The 22,726-nt window shown below is 70.5% G+C and carries 22 protein-coding genes and 1 pseudogene; 2 read left to right on the top strand and 21 right to left on the bottom strand.

Annotated elements, in window-relative coordinates:
* Positions 1 to 208: 208 nt before the first annotated feature.
* The 15 genes and pseudogenes from NW895_RS32575 to proS form a co-directional block, all read right to left on the bottom strand.
* A pseudogene (locus NW895_RS32575) lies at positions 209 to 1,198 on the bottom strand (ATP-binding protein); the annotation flags it as partial.
* Positions 1,198 to 1,560 (bottom strand): YraN family protein, encoded by a 363-nt coding sequence (locus NW895_RS32570; RefSeq protein WP_289940249.1) that lies wholly within the window; start codon positions 1,558 to 1,560, stop codon positions 1,198 to 1,200. The gene NW895_RS32570 and the pseudogene NW895_RS32575, both read right to left, overlap by 1 nt.
* Positions 1,561 to 1,678: 118 nt before the next feature.
* Complete coding sequence (locus tag NW895_RS32565; protein WP_003965949.1) at positions 1,679 to 1,987, bottom strand: DUF2469 domain-containing protein; 309 nt, start codon at positions 1,985 to 1,987, stop codon at positions 1,679 to 1,681.
* Between the two features lie 56 nt (positions 1,988 to 2,043).
* Entirely contained in the window at positions 2,044 to 2,571 is a 528-nt protein-coding gene (locus NW895_RS32560; RefSeq protein ID WP_289940164.1) for an NUDIX hydrolase, read from the bottom strand.
* Complete coding sequence (gene lepB / locus NW895_RS32555) at positions 2,561 to 3,337, bottom strand: signal peptidase I (RefSeq protein WP_289940163.1); 777 nt, start codon at positions 3,335 to 3,337, stop codon at positions 2,561 to 2,563. The genes NW895_RS32560 and lepB (NW895_RS32555) overlap by 11 nt, the downstream gene beginning before the upstream one ends.
* Positions 3,338 to 3,463: 126 nt before the next feature.
* Positions 3,464 to 4,441: a signal peptidase I gene (gene lepB, locus NW895_RS32550; RefSeq protein ID WP_289940161.1), complete on the bottom strand. Its 978-nt coding sequence runs from the start codon at positions 4,439 to 4,441 to the stop codon at positions 3,464 to 3,466.
* Positions 4,329 to 5,420, bottom strand: coding sequence for a signal peptidase I (lepB, locus tag NW895_RS32545; protein WP_289940160.1), 1,092 nt, complete (start codon positions 5,418 to 5,420; stop codon positions 4,329 to 4,331). Before lepB (NW895_RS32545) ends, lepB (NW895_RS32550) begins: the two co-directional genes overlap by 113 nt.
* Positions 5,413 to 6,129, bottom strand: coding sequence for a signal peptidase I (lepB, locus tag NW895_RS32540; RefSeq protein ID WP_289940159.1), 717 nt, complete (start codon positions 6,127 to 6,129; stop codon positions 5,413 to 5,415). Before lepB (NW895_RS32540) ends, lepB (NW895_RS32545) begins: the two co-directional genes overlap by 8 nt.
* A 60-nt stretch (positions 6,130 to 6,189) precedes the next feature.
* Positions 6,190 to 6,540 carry a 50S ribosomal protein L19 gene (gene rplS, locus NW895_RS32535; RefSeq protein WP_289940158.1) on the bottom strand — a complete coding sequence of 117 codons (351 nt, stop codon included), beginning with the start codon at positions 6,538 to 6,540 and terminating at the stop codon, positions 6,190 to 6,192.
* Positions 6,541 to 6,674: 134 nt separating this feature from the next.
* The gene (gene trmD / locus NW895_RS32530) at positions 6,675 to 7,508 is read right to left on the bottom strand and encodes a tRNA (guanosine(37)-N1)-methyltransferase TrmD (RefSeq protein ID WP_289940157.1); all 834 of its coding nucleotides are present in this window, start codon (positions 7,506 to 7,508) and stop codon (positions 6,675 to 6,677) included.
* Positions 7,505 to 8,050, bottom strand: coding sequence for a ribosome maturation factor RimM (rimM, locus tag NW895_RS32525; protein ID WP_289940156.1), 546 nt, complete (start codon positions 8,048 to 8,050; stop codon positions 7,505 to 7,507). Before rimM ends, trmD begins: the two co-directional genes overlap by 4 nt.
* Before the next feature lie 93 nt (positions 8,051 to 8,143).
* Positions 8,144 to 8,383 (bottom strand): RNA-binding protein, encoded by a 240-nt coding sequence (locus NW895_RS32520; RefSeq protein ID WP_003973401.1) that lies wholly within the window; start codon positions 8,381 to 8,383, stop codon positions 8,144 to 8,146.
* A 2-nt stretch (positions 8,384 to 8,385) separates the two neighbouring features.
* Entirely contained in the window at positions 8,386 to 8,814 is a 429-nt protein-coding gene (rpsP, locus tag NW895_RS32515) for a 30S ribosomal protein S16 (RefSeq protein WP_289940155.1), read from the bottom strand.
* Positions 8,815 to 9,135: 321 nt separating this feature from the next.
* Entirely contained in the window at positions 9,136 to 9,738 is a 603-nt protein-coding gene (locus tag NW895_RS32510) for a hypothetical protein (RefSeq protein ID WP_289940154.1), read from the bottom strand.
* 314 nt (positions 9,739 to 10,052) lie between these two features.
* Positions 10,053 to 11,468, bottom strand: coding sequence for a proline--tRNA ligase (proS, locus tag NW895_RS32505; RefSeq protein WP_289940153.1), 1,416 nt, complete (start codon positions 11,466 to 11,468; stop codon positions 10,053 to 10,055).
* 198 nt (positions 11,469 to 11,666) lie between these two features.
* On the opposite strand from proS, the gene NW895_RS32500 reads away from it, so the two are divergent.
* A complete protein-coding gene (locus NW895_RS32500) occupies positions 11,667 to 12,524 on the top strand; it encodes an SAM-dependent methyltransferase (RefSeq protein WP_289940152.1) in 858 nt (285 codons plus the stop codon).
* A gap of 75 nt (positions 12,525 to 12,599) precedes the next feature.
* Here NW895_RS32500 and ffh read toward each other — a convergent pair whose 3' ends face one another.
* The 5 genes from ffh to NW895_RS32475 form a co-directional block, all read right to left on the bottom strand.
* Complete coding sequence (gene ffh / locus NW895_RS32495; RefSeq protein WP_289940151.1) at positions 12,600 to 14,150, bottom strand: signal recognition particle protein; 1,551 nt, start codon at positions 14,148 to 14,150, stop codon at positions 12,600 to 12,602.
* A 132-nt stretch (positions 14,151 to 14,282) separates the two neighbouring features.
* Positions 14,283 to 16,727 carry a [protein-PII] uridylyltransferase gene (locus tag NW895_RS32490; protein WP_289940150.1) on the bottom strand — a complete coding sequence of 815 codons (2,445 nt, stop codon included), beginning with the start codon at positions 16,725 to 16,727 and terminating at the stop codon, positions 14,283 to 14,285.
* A 41-nt stretch (positions 16,728 to 16,768) separates the two neighbouring features.
* Complete coding sequence (locus NW895_RS32485) at positions 16,769 to 17,107, bottom strand: P-II family nitrogen regulator (protein WP_289940149.1); 339 nt, start codon at positions 17,105 to 17,107, stop codon at positions 16,769 to 16,771.
* The gene (locus NW895_RS32480) at positions 17,104 to 18,444 is read right to left on the bottom strand and encodes an ammonium transporter (RefSeq protein ID WP_289940148.1); all 1,341 of its coding nucleotides are present in this window, start codon (positions 18,442 to 18,444) and stop codon (positions 17,104 to 17,106) included. Before NW895_RS32480 ends, NW895_RS32485 begins: the two co-directional genes overlap by 4 nt.
* A 327-nt stretch (positions 18,445 to 18,771) precedes the next feature.
* Entirely contained in the window at positions 18,772 to 20,265 is a 1,494-nt protein-coding gene (locus NW895_RS32475) for a hypothetical protein (RefSeq protein ID WP_289940147.1), read from the bottom strand.
* Between the two features lie 458 nt (positions 20,266 to 20,723).
* Between NW895_RS32475 and NW895_RS32470 the strand changes: the two genes are divergently transcribed.
* Positions 20,724 to 21,389, top strand: coding sequence for a bifunctional DNA primase/polymerase (locus NW895_RS32470; protein ID WP_289940146.1), 666 nt, complete (start codon positions 20,724 to 20,726; stop codon positions 21,387 to 21,389).
* Positions 21,390 to 21,492: 103 nt separating this feature from the next.
* Here the strand turns inward: NW895_RS32470 and ftsY are convergent, their stop codons facing one another.
* Positions 21,493 to 22,704 (bottom strand): signal recognition particle-docking protein FtsY, encoded by a 1,212-nt coding sequence (gene ftsY / locus NW895_RS32465; protein ID WP_289940346.1) that lies wholly within the window; start codon positions 22,702 to 22,704, stop codon positions 21,493 to 21,495.
* Positions 22,705 to 22,726: the final 22 nt, after the last annotated feature.

Here is a 22,726-nt window from a genome sequence, read left to right as displayed (position 1 = left end):
TTGTTGCATGAACCCGTGGCCTCCGACGTAAGCGCAGCCGTCGCCGCCCTGTGCGGGCGCGTGGCGGGCGCGTGCGGCTCGGACGGGGCGAAGCCGGTGCGGGGAGATGGCGGGGCGCGAGAGGGCCGCTGGCACGCTGCACGGAACGGGCCACGCTGGACCGGATCGGTCGTGTACCTTGATCGCGGAGTAAGTCTGTCTCACGCGCTTCGTCCAGGAAGAGAACGCCCCGGTGGGAGAGCGACACGGCACCGGGCCGCGCGATGCCGGGACCGCCGCCGACGAGTGCCTGCATCGTGGCCGAGTGGTGCGGGGCGCAGTAGGGGGCCACGTCGATCAGGGGTTTGCCCGGTGGGAGCAGTCCGGCCACCGAGTGCACCGCCGTGACCTCCAGCGACGCCTCCCGGCCGAGCCGGGGCAGGATGGCGGGCAGCCGCTCCGCCAACATCGTCTTCCCGGCCCCCGGCGGCCCCTCGAGGAACAGGTGGTGTCCGCCCGCCGCGGCGACCTCCACGGCCGTGCGGGCCGAGATCTGGCCCACGACGTCGGCGAGGTCATGGCCGTGGTCCTGCTGCGCCGCACCCACACTGTGCATTCCGGTGGCCGCTCCCGTGCCGGGCACCCGGAGGCCGGCGAGGAGCGGATCCGGGCGGCCCACCTCGTCCGGCTCCTCGTCGGGCACGGGCTCGTCCGCGAGGATGGCGATCAGCTGGCGCAGGCTACGGACGCCCAGCACCGACACACCGGGTACCAGGGACGCCTCGGCGGCGGCGCATTCCGGCACGACCACCTGTTCGTAGCCGGCGTCCGCCGCGGCCAGCACCGCGGGCAGGATGCCCCGCACGGGCCGTACCCGTCCGTCCAGGCCCAGCTCCCCGATCATCACGATGTCGGCGAGCACTCGGGGATCGATCCGCTCGGCCGCGCCGAGAACCGCGCAGGCGACGGCCACGTCGAAGCCGCTGCCCGCCTTCGGCACGGATGCCGGGCTGAGTCCCACGGTCAGCTTCTTCTGGGGCCACTCCGCCCCCGAATTCACCACAGCGGCCCGAACCCGGTCCCGGCTCTCGGTCAGGCTCTTGTCCGGCAGCCCCACCAGCGTGAACGCCGCGACGCCCGGTTCGAGGTCGGCCTGGACCTCGACGACGACTCCCTCGACGCCGACCAGCGCCACCGAGCACGTACGCGCGAAACCCATCACGCCACCCCCCGCACATGCTCGACCACCGGGGCACCGCGCTCGGGGAGGACCACCCCGACCAGATCGATACGTGCCCCGCCGGGCGGCGCTCCCCCGTGGGTCTGGATCCAGCGCTCGGCGAGATGCCGCAGCCGCTCCGCCTTCTCCGGGGTCACCGCTGCCATCGGGTGTTCGAAGCGGCCGCCCCTGCGGGTCTTGACCTCACAGACGACCAGGACGTCCCCGTCCCGGGCCACGATGTCGATCTCACCGGTCCTGCCGCAGCGCCAGTTGCGCTCCAGGACCGTCATCCCGGCCTCGGCCAGCCGCCGCGCGGCCAGGTCCTCGCCGTACTTGCCCATCGCACCTCGTGCGTTCATGTCGGCACCACCTCCGGCGCCAACGATGAGGGCGGCTCAGCGAGCTATTGGATCTTGGTGGACAACCCCCGACCTGTGGACAACTTCGTCACCCTTACGAGGGAAGCCCTCGGGAATGTCATCCACCCGGCAGCTCCAGATCGCTCTTGTTCAGCTCCTCAATGTTCACGTCCTTGAACGTCAGGACACGGACCTGCTTCACGAAGCGAGCCGGCCGGTACATGTCCCACACCCAGGCGTCCGCCATGGACACCTCGAAGAACACCTCACCCTGGACCGAGTGCACCTGCATCTCGTAGTCGTTGGTCAGATAGAAGCGCCGCTCGGTCTCGATCACGTATTTGAACAGACCGACGACATCGCGGTACTCCCGGTAGAGCTTGAGCTCCATCTCGGTCTCGTACTTCTCGAGGTCCTCGGCGCTCATGGCATGTTCCCCTTCAGCCGTGCGATCCCCCCATTGTGCGCCAGTCCCGTAAGCACCTAGACGATTTCTGGGTCAAGGGTCACGGGCCCGGCCGGGGGACCTTCGTCGAGCAGCGTGCGCAGCAGCTCGGCGAGTCTGGTCGGATACACCGTCTCATGTGCCCGGGTCAGTTCCTGACACGTCCACCAGCGTGCTCCGGCGACACTGCGCCGCTCCAGTTCGGTCAGCCCCACCGCCTCGGTCTCGGTCCGGGTCGTACGGGCCAGGTAGTACCACTCGTCCTGGTCCCAGCGGCGGCCCGCGAACGGGAAGGAGCACCTGCGCCGCCACAGCACCGGGCCGAGCTCCACCTCGGTGATGCCGGTCTCCTCCGCGAGTTCCCTCAAGGCGGCCTCTTCACGGGTCTCGGCGCCCTCCAGGCCGCCGCCGGGTGTGAACCACCAGTCGTCGGCCGGATCGTCCGGTTCATGGCCGTGCAGGAGCAGGATGCGGTCCCGCGGGTCCAGCAGGACCACCCGGGCGACCTTGCGCAGACCGCCTTCGTACGGGTCGCTCCCCGCGCCCGTCCGTGCCTCAGCGGGCACCGGCGGGCTCCGACCGCGCCCGGGTACGGGCGGCGCCGGTCCGCTTGGCGACCGGGCCGTAGGCGGCGCCGCCGAAGATCAGCACGGCCCCGGCGACCACCAGCGTGAGCATCGTACGGAGCGGCCCCGGCGACGAAAGGGTGCCGAGTGCCTCGAAGCCGGTGGGCCGCTCCAGCATGCCGTTCATGGGCCAGACCACGGCGTCGACGCGGGCGTCCACGGCTCCTCTGGGCACCGTGCCGCGGGCGGCGTCCGTGAGGTGGGCGGTGGAGTCCAGGGAGCTGCTGCGCTCGTCACCCAGAAGGAACAGGCGCCCCTTGGGGACGGTCACGTCGGAGAAGTTCGTGATCTCGGCCGGCGTGCCCTTGGCGAGATACGGCTCGTCGATCTCCTTGCCGTTGACCTTCAGCTTGCCGTCCTGGCAGCAGGAGACGGTGTCACCGCCGACGGCGACCACGCGCTTGACCAACGGCACGTTGGACCAGTCCTCCTCCCGGAAGACGACGACATCGCCGCGGCGGACGTCACCGCCGTCGATGCGCTGCGCCAGCACCCGGTCGCCCGCCTCGATCGTCGGCGACATCGAGCTGGTCGGCACGGTGTACGGCCGGTAGACCACCGCTCCCCAGAGGAACCCTCCGAGGAACAGCACCAGACCCAGTGCGACGGCCAGCCCGGACACCCGCTGTCCGGTCCGGCTGCCCACCGGGCCCTGGTTCGTGCCGCCGCTGCGCGGGGCCGTACGTGTCGTGCTCTCGCCACTCATGGACCCGCACCCTACCCGGCGGTTACTGACCCGGTCAGCCCCTCCGGGGCACCCGAGGTCAAGCCTCCGTAAGGGCTTCACAAGGCCCGACACCGCGGCGGGAACGTCCCGCCCGGTACATCCGCCTCAGCGGGTCTCGGCTGCGGCGATCCGCCTGCGGCGCCACAGGGCCACCGGCACCACACCGGCCAGGGCGATGCCCTGGGGCGCGACCGACAGGGCGGCGGCCGCTGCCGACTGGTCGTTCAGGCCGCTCTGGTCGAAAGTGTCCGGAACCGGCAGGGTGTCCCAGCGGGTGATCGGCCAGGCGATGACGATGGCCCGTCCGACGACCTGGCTCACCGGGACCATGCCCTTGTGCCGGTCGGACTGGTTGTAGCGGGAGTCCCGTGAGTTCTGCCGGTGGTCGCCCATGACCCAGATGTAGCCCTCGGGCACCTTCACCTTGAACCGGCCGCCCTGGTCGTCGTCGGTGCACGGCGTGTTGCCCGGGAACACGTACGGCTCGTTCAGCACCTTGCCGTTGACCGTCAGCGGGCCGGTGCCCTTGCACTCGACGGTGTCGCCGCCGACCCCGATGACGCGCTTGATGAGGTCCTTCTCCGACGGGGACGGCATCAGGCCGATCCAGCTGAGGAAGGTCTGCAGCGCGTTCGGCTCCGTCGTCGGCTCGCCCGCGAGCCAGTTGTCGGGGTCGTGGAAGACGACGACCTCACCGCGCTCGGGCTCGGAGCCGAACCAGGGGGTGAGCTTGTCGACCAGCACGCGGTCACCCCGCTGGAGGGTGTTCTGCATGGAGTCGGAGGGGATCGAGAACGCCTGCACCAGGAACGTCTTGATCAGCAGCGCGAGCACCAGCGCGATGCCGATCAGGATCGGCAACTCCTTCCAGAAGGAGCGCTGCTTCTTGGTCTTGGGGGCCGTGCCACCCGGGCCCTGGCCTTCGGTGCTGGTCTGCTCGCTCACCCTGTCGCCCTCGGCTGCCCCGGAGTCACTCCCTGAGGTCACGGCGCTGTCCGCGGCCGGGGCAGCCGCTTCCACGGGGCGTCCGCGGTGTTCCTCGCCGTCGTGTCCGGATCGTGCGCCAACCGCAACATCCCCCACGCCAACTCCTTACTCTGTGCCGCCGCCTGCCCCGGATCCGGCGCAGGCCCACCACTCCCATAACGAGCGGGAGTTCCGCAGGGCTCGGGAGCTGGATCGTTCCGTTCGGATCGTCGGAGGCAACCCTATGCGACAGCCGGGGAGCAGCGGTCGACCCGGAGGCCGAGTCGGACACGGAGGCGTATGTGTTCGGCTCCTCCAGCGTAGTCCAGTGGTTGAACGGCCAGGCGATCACCATGGCCCGTCCCACCACCTCGTCCTCGGAGACCGTGCCGCCGTAGTCGGTGTCCTGATGCGCGCGGGAGTCGGCGGAGTTGGCCCGGTGGTCGCCCATCACCCACAGCCGGCCCTGGGGGACGGTGATGTCGAACGGCGTGGCGGACGGGGCGTTGCCGGGGTACAGGTAGGCCCCCTCGTCCAGGGGGACACCGTTGACGGTCACCCGCCCCTGTGCGTCGCAGCACTTCACGTGGTCGCCGCCGACGCCGACGACCCGCTTGATCAGGTCCTGCTCGTCCTCGGACGGCAGCAGGCCGATGAAGGTGAGCCCTTCCTTGACCTGCTTGACGACCACGGGATCGTCCTTCTGGGTGGTCTGCTCGTCCTGCAGCCAGCCGCCGGGGTCCTTGAACACGACGACGTCCCCGCGCTGAGGCTTGGAGCCGAACCAGGGGGTGAGCTTGTCGACCAGGACCCGGTCGCCGATCTGGATCGTCTGCTCCATGGAGCCCGACGGAATCACGAAGGCCTGGACGAGGAACGTCTTCAGCACGAGGGCTATGAGGACGGCGACGCCGACGAGGAGGGGGATCTCCTTGACGGCACTGCGCCGACGACGTCTCTTGACCTTGCGCTGGAGCTTGCGCCGCTCGGCACGGGTGCGACCGCCGGCCGGACCGGCGGCACGCCGCGCACCGGTGGGCAGCAGGTTGTCCGCGGCACTGCTGGGCACGCCGCGCGGTTTGCCGCGGTTACCCATGGGCGCCCTCCGGTACCGGCACGCGCGCGTAGGCGTCGGGGCGGTGCAGACGGGTGGCGTGGCCGAGGGGCCATACGATCCAGTCGGCGCGGCCGATGACCTCGGCGACGGGGATCATGCCGCCGCCCGGTGAGCCCAGATGGTCGCGCGAGTCGCTGGAGTCGCTGCGGTGATCGCCGAGGACGAACAGGGTGCCGTCGGGCACGACGACGTCGAAGCGCACCGTGGACGGGCTGTCGCCGGGGTGCAGGAAGGTCGACTCGTCGACCGACCGGCCGTTCACCTGGATCCTCCCCTCCTGGTCACAGCAGACCACGTGGTCTCCGCCCACACCGACAACGCGTTTGATGTAGTCGGCGTCCCCGAAATACCCAGTGCCGTCGAACACAACCACGTCACCGCGCTGCGGCTCGGCTCCGAAACGGTACGCCAACCTATTTACGAGAACGCGGTCACCGATCCTCAATCCGTTCTCCATGGATCCGCTGGGAATCTGGAATGGTTTCACCACGAACGTGTTGAGGATCAGCAAAAACAGCAGGCAGACCAGCAGACTCAGGGAGATCCGCCCACCCGGCAGCCAGTCCGTGATCCGCGCCACCAACGCGAAACGCGACCGTCCCTCCGGTCCCTCCGGGCCCGAGGTGTCCTCGGGTTCGGAAGGGAGGGAGGAGCGGTCGCGTTCCGTCGGCTGTGCTTCGGTGTCCATCGGGGCCAGATGCTATCCGGCGCCCCTGTGGACCCGGCGAGGAAGAACCCCCGGAAGCGCTCAGTTCTCGCGCTTCTCCTTGATCTTCGCGGCCTTGCCGCGCAGCTCGCGCAGGTAGTACAGCTTGGCACGGCGGACGTCACCCTTGGTGACGAGCTCGATCTTCTCGACGATCGGGGTGTGCACCGGGAAGGTGCGCTCGACGCCGACGGAGAAGGAGACCTTGCGGACCGTGAAGGTCTCGCGGACGCCGGAACCCTGTCGGCGAATCACCACACCCTTGAACTGCTGCACACGGGAGCGGTTGCCCTCGATGACGCGGACATGGACGTTGACGGTGTCACCCGGGCGGAAGGCCGGGACGTCGCTGCGCAGCGACGCGGCGTCGACGGTGTCGAGCAGGTGAGACATTTCGTCTGCTTTCTTCGCTGATGCCACAGGTCATCAACGGGAACTAGGCGTTCGGATCAGGGTTGTGCGGGTCGGGACGGACGTCGTCTCCCCCTGTGGCAGGGGCGCACGCCGGACGGACGCACAACAGCGACCTATTCTTCCACGCCGTCCGTCCTGCGCCAAAATCGGCCGTACCGCTCCCCCTCCGGGTCCGGTTCCCAGCCCAGGATCGAGAGCATCTCGCGGTCCTTCTTGTCGAAGGCCTTGGGGTCGCAGCTCTCGATGAGGTCGGGCCGGTGGGCCGTCGTACGCCTGAGGGCCTCGTCGCGCCGCCAGCGGGCGATCTTCCCGTGGTGGCCGCTGAGCAGCACCTCCGGGATCCCGCGGCCGCGCCACTCGGGCGGCTTGGTGTAGACGGGCCCCTCCAGGAGGTTGGCCATGGCCCCGGGGGCGAAGGAGTCGTCCCGGTGGGACTCGGCGTTGCCCAGGACACCGGGCAGCAGCCGTGCCACGGCCTCGGTGACGACGAGGACGGCCGCCTCGCCGCCGGCGAGGACGTAGTCGCCGATGGAGACCTCGTACACCGGTATCCGGGTCGCGTACTCGTCGATGACGCGGCGGTCGATGCCCTCGTAGCGGGCGGGCGTGAAGATCAGCCAGGGGCGCTCGGAGAGCGCGACGGCGAGTTCCTGGGTGAACGGGCGACCGCTGGGGGTGGGGACGATGAGAGCGGGCTCGTGGGAGCCCGTTTCGTAGCCGTCCGCCAGGACGGAGTCCAGTGCGTCTCCCCATGGCTCGGTCTTCATGACCATGCCGGGACCGCCGCCGTACGGGGTGTCGTCGACGGTGTTGTGCCGGTCGTACGTCCAGGAGCGCAGGTCGTGCACGTGCACATTCAGCTGTCCACGCGCGCGTGCCTTCCCGACGAGGGAGACGTTCAGCGGTTCCAGGTACTCGGGGAAGATCGTGACGACGTCGAGCCTCATGCGCTGTCATCCCTGGAGGAGGCGATCTCGGCGCGGTCGTCGATGAGTCCGGGCGGCGGGTCGATGACCGCCCGCTGCTCCTCCAGGTCGATCTCGGTGACGATGTCCGCCACGAACGGCACGAACACCTCGCTGCCGTCCGGCCGCTCGACGATGAAGAGGTCCTGGGAGGGCAGATGCGAGATCTCGGTGATGCGGCCGACCTCGACGCCGTCCTTGGTGACCACGTCCAGATCGATCAGCTGGTGGTCGTAGTACTCGTCCTCTTCCTCGGGCAGCTCGTCCGGGTCCACCTCGGCGATCAGGAGGGTGTTGCGCAGCGCCTCGGCCGCGGTGCGGTCGCGCACGCCTTCGAAGCGCAGCAGGAGGCGGCCGCTGTGGACACGGCCGGTCTCGATGGTCAGCGGTCCGATGGAGGCCGGGTCGGTGGCCAGGACGGCGCCAGGGGCGAGCCTGAGTTCGGGCTCGTCGGTACGTACCTCGACGGTGACCTCGCCCTTGATGCCGTGGGCGCGGCCGATCCGTGCGACTACCAGCTGCACTTGTGAAGATCTCCTGTCTTACGACCGGCCGTACGACGTCGGGCCGGGGACGGCCCTGCGGCCCTCCCCGGCCCGAGCCGGTGCTGCGATGCGTCAGCGAACGTGGTCCACGTCGACGAGGTCGACACGGACACCGCGGCCGCCGATGGCGCCCACGACGGTACGCAGAGCGCGTGCGGTGCGGCCGTTGCGGCCGATCACCTTGCCGAGGTCGTCCGGGTGGACCCGGACCTCGAGCACACGCCCGCGGCGCAGGTTGCGCGAGGCGACCTGCACATCGTCAGGGTTGTCGACGATGCCCTTCACGAGGTGCTCGAGAGCCTCCTCGAGCATGCTCAGGCCTCGGTCGACTCAGACGAAGAGGACTCAGCGGCGGCCTCGTCCTTCTTCTCAGCCTTCTTCTTCTGGGTGATCGCCTCACCCTTGCCCTCGTCGTCGCCACCGAGAGCCTCGAACGACGGACGCGCGGGCTTCTCGGCCGCCGTCAGCAGCGGAGCCGGGGCGGGCTCGCCCTTGAACTTCTGCCAGTCGCCGGTCTTCTTCAGGATGGCGAGCACGGGCTCGGTGGGCTGGGCGCCCACGGAGAGCCAGTACGCCACGCGCTCGGAGTCGACCTCCATCACCGACGGGTTGTACGTCGGGTGGTACTTGCCGATCTCCTCGATGGCCCGGCCGTCACGGCGGGTACGGGAGTCGGCGACGACGATGCGGTAGTGAGGCGAACGGATCTTGCCCAGACGCTTCAGCTTGATCTTGACTGCCACGGGAGTGGGTTCTCCTGGATTTGACGTGGTTGGGCACGGCGAGATGGCCGCGTGGGGTTGCGGTACCCGAGTGCCCGATGGACGCGTCAGCCGGAGGAGAGAGGGGTCCTGTGCGGCTGTCGAGTACAGCTAGCCATTGTGCCATACCCTGCGGGTCGCTCCGGACCGAGGGGGCGTGCGCTGGGCAGGGTCGAGCGGCACCCGGCGTGGAGGTGACCTGCGTCGGGTGCGCAGCCCGGCGCGACGGGGTGCCGTCACCGACGGCACCCGAGCGCCCCGTACTCGACCGGCAGCCACGAGATGCCGGTGCCCGCACGGGCGTCAGCGCGCCCCCGCGCCCACGACCTCCGGGATGCGGAACGGCTTGCCGCAGCCGCCGCAGACGATCGGGGCCTGGGCCAGGACCGAGGGAACGACGCGCACATTGCGGCCGCAGTCGCAGACCGCTTTCACCCGCACACCGCCCCCGGAGGAGCCGTGACGGGCCGCCGGGCCCCGGAAGCTCTTGGCGGTGTCGGCGGACGTGGCTGCCATGTGCGCCTTCAGGGCGCGCTGCAGGCGCTCCATGGTCGGGCGGTAGCGGCGCTTCGCCTCGGGGGTGAGCGTGACCAGCGAGAAGCCGCTGCTGGGGTGCGGTTCCTCGGGGTGGTCCAGGCCCAGCTCCTCGGCGATCGCGAGGAATCTGCGGTTGTGGTAGCGGCCGGCACGGGAGGTGTCGCGGACGCCGCGCGCGGCGGCGATGCCATGGACTGCCTCATGGAGCAGTCGTTCGAAGGAGAGCTCGTGACCGCACGCGGACGACGACTCCCCGATCAGGGACTCTGGCGCGGCAAGATCGGGCAGCTCGGGGTGGTACCGCTGAATGTCGGCCCACGCCTGCGCCAGCTCTGCGGCGAGAACAGGTGGTGTCTGTGTCGTGCTCACGTAATGACAACGAGCCGGGGTGCCGCTGTGTTCCGATTCCGGGGCATCCCAAATAATTTGCACGTACCCGTCAGTTGCCGCTGATGCGTCCCGACGAGGGCGGGTGCGCTGATCTGCGGAGAAGCCGCACAGCTCCTACCAAGGTGGTGCGTAGTGTCATGTACGCCCACCCGTCTCCCGCCACCACCCTCAACCGAGGCCCTTTCGGGCCGCCCCTCTTGACCGGCCCGTACGCCGTGTCACGCGCCGGGGCACCTGTCGTCCGCAGGTGCGCAAGAGGCGTTTCGGTCGTGCTCCGTCGCGAGGTCCGTACCTCAGTAAGCGCGCGCGACGACCGCGACGTTACCGGGCGCGTCGTCGGCGTCGGGCACCGACCCGTCCTCGGCGACCAGACACCGTACGGTCACCGCCTGCTCGGCCAGCCTGGCCTCGCCCTCCTCGCCGAGCAGCGCCCAGGGGATGCGCGCCCAGTTGCCGGCGGTGGCGGCCTCCACGGCCTCCTCGACGGTCGACACGTCCGACGTACGGGACTCGCGGCGTTCGCGGGACTGCCGCAGCAGCAGCGCCTGGTCCTCGTCGAGGATCTCCGGCAGCCGCGACACCAGGGAGTCCAGGGGGACCGGCTCCTTGCCTCCTGCGATGCGCCGCGCCAGCATCGCCGTGCCGCTCTCCAGATCACGGGGCCCGACCTCGACCCGCACGGGCACGCCCTTGAGCTCCCAGTCGACGGCTCGGCGCCCGAACGGCGTGTCCGTGCGGTCGTCGACCTGGACGCGGACGCCCGCCGCCCTGAGCCGGTCGCCGGTCTCACGGACCTTGGCCACAACCGCGTCGTCGCCCTTGACGGCGAGGACGACCGCCTGGACCGGCGCCAGGCGCGGCGGCACCCGCAATCCGCTGTCGTCGCCGTGCGCCATGATCAGGCCCCCCACCATGCGGGTGGAGGAACCCCAGGAGGTCTGCCAGACGTACTCCTGCCGGCCGTCCTTCGACAGGTACCGGGTGTGGAAGGCCTTGGCGAAGTTCTGCCCCAGCTCATGGCTGGTGCCCATCTGCAGGGCCTTGCCGTCGCCCATCATCGCCTCCAGGGTGAGGGTGTTGATGGCGCCGGCGAAGCGCTCGCTCGCGGTCTTGCGGCCCAGCACCACGTCGATGCCGAGGACGTCGACCATGAAGTCGGCGTACACCTCCTTGTGAATGTACGCGGCGTAGTCCCGGGCGTCCTCGTAGGTGGCGTGGGCGGTGTGGCCCTCCTGCCAGAGGAACTCCGTCGTCCGCAGGAACACGCGCGGGCGCATCTCCCAGCGCACCACGTTCGCCCACTGGTTGATCAGCAGCGGCAGGTCGCGGTAGCTCTGCACCCACTTGGAGAAGTAGTCGTTGATGATCGTCTCGGAGGTGGGCCGGACCACGACCGGCTCCTCCAGCTCCTTGCCGCCGCCGTGCGTGACGACGGCGAGCTCGGGGGCGAAGCCCTCGACGTGCTCGGCCTCCTTCGTCAGGTAGGCCTGCGGGATGAACAGCGGGAAGTAGGCGTTCGAGGCGCCCGCCTCCTTGATGCGGGCGTCCATCTCCTGCTGCATCCGCTCCCACAGCCCGTACCCGTACGGCCGGATGACCATGGTGCCGCGCACCGGCCCGTTGTCGGCCAGCTCGGCCTTGTTGATCAGGTCCTGGTACCAGCGCGGGAAGTCGTCCGCCTGCGGCGTGAGAACGGGTGCCTTGGCCATGGCGCGATGGTACGGGCCCAGGTTGCCGGAATGTGAAATCTCGTCACTTGGGCGGGGATCCCGCAATCCGGCCCCCATTACCACTGGACGCCACGCCGAGCCCGGAGTTTCCTGGCATACGGGGAGTGCGAGCGCACTGTACGGGGGCCACGGAATCACGGCACAGCGGCAACTCTCGTCGGATTGGGGCGCTTACATATGACACCAACGCTCGTGCGGCAGCACCTACCTCACGCGGGTGCCGCCCCCCGGGTGGACCTGCGTGCACGCGCGCGTGACTGGTCCGAGATTCAGGAGCGCATGCTCGTGCCGCTCTACGAGGCCGTCTACGAGCGACTGGAAGTGGGCCGTGGTGCGCGGCTGCTGGGCCTGGGCTGCGGTTCCGGGCTCGCCCTGCTGATGGCCGCCACGCGGGGTGCCGCGGTCACCGGTGTCGACTCGTACTTCCCGGAACGCCTGGCCCTCGCGCGGGAGCGGCTGCTGCCCGAGGCGTGGGGCACGCGCGCGCGTGCGGAGGCCCGGATCGTCGACGGCTCGCCCCGGGACGCGGACGCCCCCAAGACACCGGCGTACACCCTGGTGACGGCCTTCGAGCCCATCGGGTGCCTCGCGGGCGACTCGGAGGGGCTGGGCGAGCTGCTGGCGGAGGCCGTGCCGCTCGCCGCACGGGGAGCGGCCGTGGTGCTGGCCGGCTGGGGTCCGCCGGAACGGTGCGCCACGTCGTCGGTGCTGCGGGTGGCCACCAAGCTGGCCGATCCGCTGCGCAGTACGGGCAGCTGGCGCCTCGCCCTGCGCGACGACCTGGAGGATGTCGCCCAGCGCGTCGGCCTCAGGCCGGACGGTTCCGGCCGGGTGGCGTGCCCCTTCGGGTACGCCGACACCGACAGCGCGGTGCGCGGCCTGAAGTCGACGGGACTGTTCGACGCGGCGATCACCGCGACGGACCAGGCGCAGGTCGACAAGGAGCTGACGGAAGCCCTGCACCCGTACCAGCGCCCGGACGGGACGGTGTGGATGCCGAACGTGTTCCGGTACCTCATCGCGCGCGTGCCGTAGGGACACGCGGCTGGGGGCGTCCCTCCGGCGGGGGGCGCCCCCAGTGACGTACAGGCCCGTCAGAAGGCCGGGCCGTCAGCCCATGAACTTCTTGAACTCGTCCGGCAGTTCGAAGTCCTTGCCGCCCTGCTGCGGAAGCCCGAAGGCGCCGCCGCCCTGCGCGGCGGCCGCGCGCCGGGCGGCCTCCTCCTGCTCCTGCTGCTTGCGCTTCATCGGGTTGCCGGAGCGCTGCTTGCCCTTGGCCTTCTTCTGCTGCTTCTTCTGCCGGCCGGGGCCGCCGCCCATGCCCGGCATCCCCGGCATGCCCGGCATGCCACCGCCCTGGGCCATGCGCGACATCATCTTGCGGGCCTCGAAGAACCGCTCGACCAGGTTCTTCACCGCGCTGACCTCGACACCGGAACCGCGCGCGATACGGGCACGGCGGGAGCCGTTGATGATCGTCGGGTCCTGGCGCTCGCCCGGGGTCATCGACTTGATGATGGCGGCCGTGCGGTCGACGTCCCGCTCGTCGATGTTGTTGATCTGGTCCTTCATCTGGCCCATGCCCGGGAGCATGCCGAGCAGCTTGGAGATGGAGCCCATCTTCCGGACCTGCTCCATCTGGGCCAGGAAGTCGTCCAGGGTGAAGTCCTGGCCCTTCTTGGACGCCAGCTTGGAGGCCATCTTCTCGGCCTCGGCCTGGCTGAAGGTCTTCTCCGCCTGCTCGATCAGGGTGAGCAGGTCACCCATGTCGAGGATGCGGGAGGCCATCCGGTCCGGGTGGAAGGCGTCGAAGTCGTCGAGCTTCTCACCGTTCGACGCGAACATGATCGGCTTGCCGGTGATCTGGCGGATCGACAGGGCCGCACCACCGCGGGCGTCACCGTCGAGCTTGGACAGGACCACGCCGTCGAAGCCGACGCCGTCACGGAAGGCCTCGGCGGTGTTGACGGCGTCCTGACCGATCATCGCGTCGACGACGAAGAGGATCTCGTCCGGCGAGACCGCGTCCCGGATGTCCGCGGCCTGCTGCATCATCTCCTGGTCGATGCCGAGCCGGCCGGCGGTGTCCACGATCACGATGTCGTGGACCTTGACCTTGGCGAACTCGATGGAGTCCTTGGCGACCTTGACCGGGTCGCCGACGCCGTTGCCCGGCTCCGGCGCGTAGACCGCGACGCCGGCCCGCTCGGCGACGACGCTGAGCTGGTTGACGGCGTTGGGGCGCTGGAGGTCACAGGCGACGAGCAGGGGCGAGTGGCCCTGCTCCTTGAGCCACCGGCCGAGCTTGCCCGCGAGGGTGGTCTTACCGGCACCCTGCAGACCGGCCAGCATGATCACGGTCGGCGGCTGCTTGGCGAAGCGCAGGCGCCGCGTCTCGCCGCCGAGGATGGTGACCAGTTCCTCGTTGACGATCTTGAGGACCTGCTGGGCCGGGTTCAGGGCCCGGGAGACCTCGGCGCCGAGGGCGCGCTCCTTGACGTTCTTGATGAACGTCCGGACGACGGGCAGGGCCACGTCCGCTTCGAGGAGCGCGATGCGGATTTCACGCGCCGTGGCGTCGATGTCCGCCTCGGACAACCTGCCCTTGCCGCGGAGATTTTTGAAGGTCGCGCTGAGGCGGTCGGAGAGGGTATCGAACACGGCGGCGTCGGTCCTCGGAGTCGGGGGCAGTGTGAGCGTCTTCCAGGGTATCTGGCTCCGCAAGACAATCGTCCCTGCCCGCCGGATCCGGCGGGCGGGGACGGTCGGTCAACGCCCGGCAGGGCCACCGGGTCACACGCGCAGCGTCTCTTCCAGCTTCCGCGCCACGGTGGCCGCCTCCTCCCCGGGCAGCGGGGCTCCCCTGTGACTGGTCACGTAGAAAGCGTCGACCGCGTTGGAGCCCAGCGTCGACACATGCGCACTGCGCACCCGCACCTTCGCGTCCTCCAGCGCCCGCCCGATCCGGAACAGCAGTCCCGGAGCGTCCTGGGCGCGCACCTCGATCACCGTGGCGAGGCGGGAAGCGGCCGGGTGGACCGACACCCGCGGCGGAGGCGCGACCACGCCCCGGCGCCGGGGATAGGCGGCGTCCCGCTCGGCGAGCCGGCCGGCGATGTCCAGGGACCCGTCCAGGGCCCGTACGAGGTCGGCGCGCAGCCGGGCGGCCTGGGGCAGGGAGCCGTACTCGGCGGCGACCCGCCAGTCCAGCAGCAGCACGGAGCCCTCGACGCCGTCCGGCAGGTCGAGGGTCCGCAGCTCGGCCGTGCGGACGGTCAGGCGGTGCATGGCCAGGACACCGGCGACCGCGGGCAGCACGCCCGGCTGGTCGGGGACGGCGATCAGCAGCTCCACGCCGAGCGGCTCCGGGTCCCCGGACGGCTCCCCGGCGGGCGGCTCGGTCTGCGCGCGCAGCGACAGCACCGGGCCGCCCGTGGCGACCGCCTCGATGGCGAGCCGCTCCTGCTCGGCGGTGGGCGCCGCGGGCTCGGGTTCCTCCGGGGCGTCCCCGGCGAGGACCGCCGAGACCCGCTTCACCAGCTCGGCGACGAGCGAGCCACGCCAGGACGACCAGGCGGCCGGCCCGGTGGCCAGGGCGTCCGCCTCGGTGAGGGCGTGCAGCAGCTCCAGGGTGGTCTGCGAGCCGACCGCCTCGGCGACCGACCGCACGGTGGCCGGATCCTCCAGATCACGCCGGGTGGCGGTGTCGATGAGCAGCAGATGGTGGCGTACGAGGCCGGCCAGCACGGCCACGTCCGCGCGGTCGAAGCCGATGCGGGCGGCCACGTCCTTGGCGATGATCTCGCCGGCGACGGAGTGGTCGCCGGGCCAGCCCTTGCCGATGTCGTGCAGCAGGGCGGCGACCAGGAGGAGGTCCGGGCGGCTGACCCGGCGGGTGAACTCGGAGGCGCGGACGGCGGTCTCGATGAGGTGCCGGTCGACGGTCCATACGTGCACGGCGTTGCGCTGCGGGCGGCAGCGGACCCGCTCCCAGTCGGGCAGCAGACGGGTGATCAGCCCCTCGGCCTCCAGCGCCTCCCAGACGTCGACGGTGGGGCGGCCGGAGCCCAGCAGGGTCACCAGTTGCTCACGCGCCTCGGCGGGCCACGGAGTGGGCAGGGGGCGCACGGTGGCCGCCATGCGCCGTACGGCGTGCAGGGAGAGCGGCAGCCCGGCCTGCGCGGCGGCGGCCGCGGCACGCAGCGGGAGCACGGGGTCGCGCTCGGGGCGCGCGGCACGGGCGAGCACCACCTCGCCGTCCTGCTCGACCACGCCCTCCGCCAGAGGAGACCTTTCGGCAACCGGCTTGCCGCCACCGAGCATGGCGCGCAGACGCGGCCGCACGGCGCGCGACCGCAGCACGCGCCCCACTTCACGCCACGTGACATCACTGGCGTACGAGATGACCCGCGCCGACTCGTACACCTGCCGCAGCAAGGTGTCGGCGTCCAGCAGGCCCAGCTCGGCCGCGACCTGGTCCTGCTCCTGGAGCGCGAGCCGGTCGGTCGCGCGCCCGGTCGTCAGGTGCAGCGCGTCCCGTACGTCGAGCAGCCGGCGTCGGGCGTCGGCAAGGCCCTCGCGTGGGGCGTCGGCGAGCCAGGAGGCGGCTACGGCGCGCAGGGCGGTGGCGTCGCGGAGGCCGCCGCGGGCCTCCTTGAGGTCGGGTTCCAGGAGGTACTGCAGCTCGCCCTGGCGCTCGGCGCGTTCCGCGCACAGCTCCTGGAGTTCGGGCAGGCGCTTCGGCGCCTGGTTGCGCCAGTCGGCGAGGACCGCGGTGCGCAGGCCGGCCGTGAGGCCGAGGTCGCCCGCGAGGTGGCGGGCGTCCAGCAGGCCCAGCTGGACCTTGAGGTCCTCGCCGGCCGTCTTACGGGCCTCGGCCGGTGTCCGCACGGAGTGGTCGAGGGCGAGGCCCAGGTCCCACACGGGGTACCAGAGGCGGTCGGCCAGGGAGGCGACCGCCTTGGTGTCACTGCCGTCGTGCAGCAGCAGGAGGTCCAGGTCGCTGCGCGGGGACAGTTCGCCGCGGCCGTACCCGCCGACCGCGATCAGCGAGACGCCCCTGAGCCCTTCGGCCGCCCCGTTGAACAGACCGGCCAGCCACTCGTCCGTGAGTTCCGCGAGAGCCGCACGGCGCGGCGGCCCGGACTGCGCCCCCTCCGTGAGGAGACGCAGCCGGGCCGCCGCGTAGCCGCTGGGTCCCGAGTCCTCTGCTTCTTTCTGCACGTCCGTACTCGTCACCCAGCGACTCCTGTTCTGTTTCCCTGCCTTGCAGCGCGGTCCTAGAGGGCGTCCGGCCCGCGCTCGCCGGTCCGCACCCGCACGGCCGTCTCGACCGGGAGTGACCAGACCTTGCCGTCACCGATCTTGCCGGTGCGGGCCGCCTTGACGATGACGTCGATCAGCTGTTCGGCGTCGTCGTCCTCGACCAGCACCTCGATGCGGATCTTGGGGACCAGGTCGACGGTGTACTCGGCACCGCGGTAGACCTCGGTGTGGCCCCTCTGCCGACCGTAGCCGCTGGCCTCGGTGACCGTCAGGCCGTGTACGCCGAAGGCCTGCAGGGCCTCCTTGATCTCGTCGAGCCGGTGCGGCTTGACGACGGCGGTGATGAGCTTCATGCGTCCACCTTCTTGCTCTGAGCGGCGGCCAGGGCCGGGGCGGGAGCGGATCCGGCGACACCGCCGCCCGCGCCGCTGAAGTCGTAAGCGGTCTCGGCGTGCTCGGCCTGGTCGATGCCGGCCACCTCCTCGTCCTCGGTGACCCGCATGCCGATGGTCTTGTCGAGGAGGAAGGCGAGGATCGCGGAGGCCACCAGCGAGTAGGCGAGGACCGCGAAGACACCGGCGCACTGCTTCCAGAACTGGGTCAGGCCGCCGCCGTAGAAGAGGCCCTCGACCGTGGACTGGCCGTGGCCGCTGGCGAAGAGACCGATCAGCAAGGAGCCGACGACACCGCCGACCAGGTGGACGCCGACGACGTCGAGCGAGTCGTCGTAGCCGAACTTGTACTTCAGGCCGACGGCCATGGCGCACAGGACACCGGCGATGGCGCCGACGGCGATCGCGCCGAGCGGGGAGACCGCACCACCGGACGGGGTGATGGCGACCAGACCGGCGACCGCGCCGGAGGCGGCGCCCAGCGTGGTGAACGCGCCGTGGCGGATCTTCTCGTAGATGAGCCAGGCCAGCATGGCGGCGGCGGTGGCGATCTGCGTGTTGACGAACATCAGGGCGCCGACGCCGTCGTCGTTGCCGAGCCACGAGCCGGCGTTGAAGCCGAACCAGCCGAACCACAGCAGACCCGCGCCGAGCATGACCAGCGGCAGGCTGTGCGGGCGCATCGGGTCCTTCTTGAAGCCGACGCGCTTGCCGATGACCAGGATCACACCGAGTGCCGCGGCACCGGCGTTGATGTGAACCGCCGTACCACCGGCGAAGTCGATCACGCCCATGTCGAAGGCCCAGCCGCCCTCACCCCACACCCAGTGGGCGACGGGGAAGTACACGACCGTGGCCCACAGCGCGACGAACAGCGCCCACGCCGTGAACTTCACACGGTCGGCGAGAGCACCGCTGATCAGGGCGGGCGTGATGATCGCGAACATGAGCTGGAAGACCATGAACACGAAGATCGGGATGTTGTACGTGCCCCAGAGCTCGGTCAGACCGATGTTGCTGAGGCCGACCCAGTCGGAGTTCCAGCCGATGACATGGCCGGAGTCCGTGCCGAAGGCGAGGGAGAAGCCGTACAACGTCCACAGGATGGTGACGATCCCGAGGCTGATGAAGCTCATCATCAGCATGTTCAGGGTGCTCTTGACGCGGACCATGCCTCCGTAGAAGAAGGCCAGGCCCGGGGTCATGAGCATCACCAGGGCGGAACAGATGAGCATGAAACCTGTGTTTGCGGGCGACAGCTCTACCTTGTCTGCCGCCATCATGATGGCTGGTGCCATCGGCGTCTCCTCGTCATGTGGTACGGCCCCGTGCGGGCGAAGCCTGAGCGGAATTGAGGGGTGGGCCGGTTATGCGCCACGAGATTGGCGCAGCGCGGTTTCGGTCGAAGCCCCTCGTTGTTTCGCCGCCGTGACGAAGGCGCCTTGTGTGTTACGCGTTGATGAACTGCGAGATGTCCGGCCGCCGGATCGTTATCGTGGCGCAACCTTCACCGGTGGCGGCGCCTGGAGCGCCGCGGACCGGCCGCGGCGGCCTTCCGATGACCTGGCATGGGGGAGCCGAGTCGGGCAGTTCGGGAGGGCCGGCCACGGCCGGGGTTGAAGGGGTCAGACCGCCTCGGCGGTCTCCGGCAGCTCTGCGGCGAGCCGGTCGGTGAGGTCCATGACCTCGGCGAGGTCGCCGAAGTCGCGTACGGCTGTGTCGACCGTCTTTCGAATACGAGTGTTGACGCGCTCGGAGCGGACCTTCTTGGCGACCTGCATGGCACGCGTGGCGAAAACCGTGCTCTCCTCGGGCTCGCGTCGCAGCAGGTGCACGGTGGCCATGCCGATCAGGTTCAGCGCATACGACCGCTGGTGCTCGTCGTCCTCGGCGAACAGCTCCACCGAGCGCCGCATCAGCGGCTCGGCCAGGGAGGCGTACGTGGGGCTGCGGCCGGCGACATAGGCGAGGTCGCGGAAGGAGTGGGAGTTCTCGCCGTACAGCTCGGCCTCGGAGAAGAAGCGGATCCAGTCGGGGTCCGGCTCGTCCCACTCGTCGGCCTCGGCGAAGGTGTCCTCGGCCATCCGCACCGCCCGTTTGCACTTGCCGGGCTGGCCCATGTTGGCGTAGGCGCGGGCCTCCATCGCATACAGCATGGACTGGGTGCGCGGGCTCGCGCAGTCGCGGCTGCCGTACTGCGCGAGGTGGATCAGTTCCAGGGCGTCGTCGGGCCGCCCGAGGTGGATCATCTGGCGGCTCATGCTGGAGAGGATGTACGAGCCGAGCGGCCGGTCGCCCGCCTCCTTGGCGGCGTGCAGCGCGAGGACGAAGTACTTCTGCGCGGTGGGCTGCAGCCCGATGTCGTACGACATCCAGCCGGCCAGCTCGGCGAGCTCGGCGGCGACCTTGAACAGCTTCCTGGTGGTCGCCTCGGGCTGGGGCTCCTGGAGGAGGTCGGTCACCTCGTGCAGCTGGCCGACGACCGCCTTGCGGCGCAGGCCGCCGCCGCACTGGGCGTCCCACTGCCGGAACATCACGGTGGTGGACTCCAGGAGGTCCAGCTCCGGTTTGGAGAGGCGGCCACGCGCGCGCGTGGCCGGTGCGGGATCCGGTTCCGGTCGTGGGGCCGGGGGCGAGGGCACGAGCCAGCGCTGCATGGGCTCGATGAGGGACGGGCCCGCGGAGAGGGCCAGCGAGGTTCCGAGGAAGCCGCGCCGCGCCAGCATCAGGTCGCTGCGCGAGAACTCGCTGAGCAGGGCCACGGTCTGCGGGCCCGTCCAGGGCAGGTCGACGCCGGTCGTGGACGGGGACTGGCGTGCGGTGCGCAGGCCCAGGTCCTCGATGGAGACGACGACGCCGAAGCGTTCCGAGAACAGTTCGGACAGGATCCTGGGGATCGGCTCGCGCGGGTTCTCGCCGTCGAGCCAGCGACGCACGCGTGAGGTGTCCGTGGAGATGTGGTTGGCGCCCAGCTGGCGTGCCCGGCGGTTGACCTGCCGGGCGAGCTCGCCCTTGGACCAGCCGCTGCGCACGAACCAGGACGTGAGCAGTTCGTTGGGTCGCTTGTCAGTGTGCGTCACGTGTCCAGCGCTCGTCCCGCCATCGCCGTTGCCGCTCACTGGAACGCCCCCATCCCTGAGACCACTTGTCGCTGAGTGCGCCAAGCCCTATCAGAATGCCGCCGTTCAGCGGCGCCCGTCCGGTGATTGCCACCCTTCGAACGGAAAGCCGACTTGCCTCCGGCATACCCACACGTGCATGTGCCCCCAGGACTCGTGCACACACAGTAATCCTACGATCACCCGCCCTGCCACGGCTGACCCGGAAACGCCACCATTCGCCACCCCTTCGAATGAACTCGCGATCGCCTTCGCGCGATTGACTTGACACAGGACGGCCGGGGCGGGCGAAGCGATGCATCCAGGGGCGCGCGTCGCCGAACATGCCACCCCGAGCGCTGCAAGGCGCCGTCTAGACCGCTCGGTTCCGGGGATGCGGAAACAGAGGAACCTGAACAGAGAGTCACGCTCCGCGTCCGCTGCGTAACCAGCGATGCGTCGGACCCGTTGGAGGGGGCATGGGCTTCACGATCGGCAGCAGCCGGGGGATCCGCGACATCCGGTCCGGCTCGCGCCGCCGCGGCCGCTCGTCGGAGTGCACCGCCGTGGCCGAGTTCACCGGACTGTGGGGGTGGGACGTGGTCCCGGGGGCGCGGGCCGCCGCGGGCGCCTGCTCCTGCGGCCGCCGCGACTGCCGGGCGCCGGGTGCTCATCCGCTCGGCTTCGCGTCCCGGATCCCCGCGGGGGCGACGCTGGACCAGGTGACCGAGGCCTGGGGAGAGGTCCCGGGCGCCTCGGTGATGCTGCCGGTCGGGCGGACCTTCGACGTGATCGAGGTGGCCGAGCCGGCCGGGCGACGCGCCCTGACCCGGCTGGAGCGCATGGGCCTCCCCCTCGGTCCGGTCACCGTGACCCCTCAGGGCCGCGTCCACTTCTTCGTCGCGCCCGGCGCCGCGGCCGGCCTGCCCGAGCTGCTCTACCGCATGGGCTGGGACGATCCCTCGGCCCTCGACCTGCACGGCCTCGGCCCGGGTACGTACATCACGGCCCCGCCCTCCGACCGCGGCGGTCTCGGCCCGGTGCGCTGGCTGCGCCCGCCCGCCCTGGACTCGGCGACGAAGCCACCGGCGGCCCGGTTACTGCTGGGGACGCTGGCGTACCTGGCACACCGGTCGCGGGCGTAGAGCGGACGAAGAACGGACAGAGAGACGCACACAGCGAAGCGCCCGTCCCCCGTTGCCTCGGGGGGCGGGCGCTTGTCCGCGGCATGCGGACGTTCGGAGGTGCTCACTCCCCGATAAGGGCGTCAACGAACGCCTCCGGCTCGAACGGCGCCAGGTCGTCGGCTCCCTCGCCGAGACCGACCAGCTTGACCGGCACGCCCAGCTCGCGCTGCACGGCGACCACGATGCCGCCCTTGGCCGTGCCGTCCAGCTTGGTGAGCACGATGCCCGTGATGTCGACGACCTCGGCGAAGACACGGGCCTGGACCAGGCCGTTCTGGCCCGTGGTGGCGTCGAGCACGAGCAGCACCTCGTCCAGCGGGGCATGCTTCTCGACCACGCGCTTGACCTTGCCGAGCTCGTCCATGAGCCCGGTCTTGGTGTGCAGGCGCCCGGCGGTGTCGATGAGGACGACGTCGGCGCCGATCTCCTTGCCCTCCTTGACCGCGTCGAAGGCGACGGAGGCCGGGTCACCGCCCTCCGGGCCGCGCACGGTATGGGCACCGACCCGCTCGCCCCAGGTCTGCAGCTGGTCGGCGGCGGCGGCGCGGAAGGTGTCGGCGGCACCGAGGACGACACTGCGGCCGTCGGCCACCAGCACCCGGGCGAGCTTGCCGGTGGTGGTGGTCTTGCCGGTGCCGTTGACGCCGACGACCATCACGATGCCGGGCTTGCTCGTCTCGGGCTCGGTCCTGACCGTGCGGTCCAGGTCGGGGCCGACCAGCTTGATCAGCTCCTCGCGGAGCAGGCCGCGCAGCTCGTCCGGCGTGCGGGTGCCGAGCACCTTCACACGCTCGCGCAGCTGCTCCACCAGTTCCTGGGTGGGCTGTACGCCGACGTCGGCGGTGAGCAGCGTGTCCTCGATCTCCTCCCAGGTCTCCTCGTCGAGGTGCTCGCGCGACAGCAGGGTGAGCAGGCCCTTGCCGAGGGCGTTCTGCGAGCGGGACAGGCGGGCACGGAGCCGGACCAGGCGGCCGGCGGTGGGCTCGGGGACCTCGATCGGAGGGGCCACGAGCTCTTCGACGGAGGGCGGCTCCTCGACGGTCACGCCGCCCGGGCCACCCGGAAGGTCCACCTCCTCTATCGTCCGGCGAGGTTCCTCGCGCGGTGTCTCGGCCTCGTCGCCGACATGCGGCTCGGCCGGGGGGGCGGTGATGTCGGGCGCGGCGGGTGGCGGCGGAGGCGGCGACTTCTTCCGGCGGCTGCCGATGACGAGCCCGCCGAGCGCGCCGAGCACGACCACGGCGATGACTACAGCAAGGATGACGATGTCCATAACCCGTCCAGTATCAGCCATG

This window comes from Streptomyces sp. S.PNR 29 (assembly GCF_030386795.1).
Lineage (GTDB): Bacteria > Actinomycetota > Actinomycetes > Streptomycetales > Streptomycetaceae > Streptomyces.
Note: the sequence above shows the minus strand (reverse complement) of the source record. Positions and strands in the feature narration are given on the sequence as shown.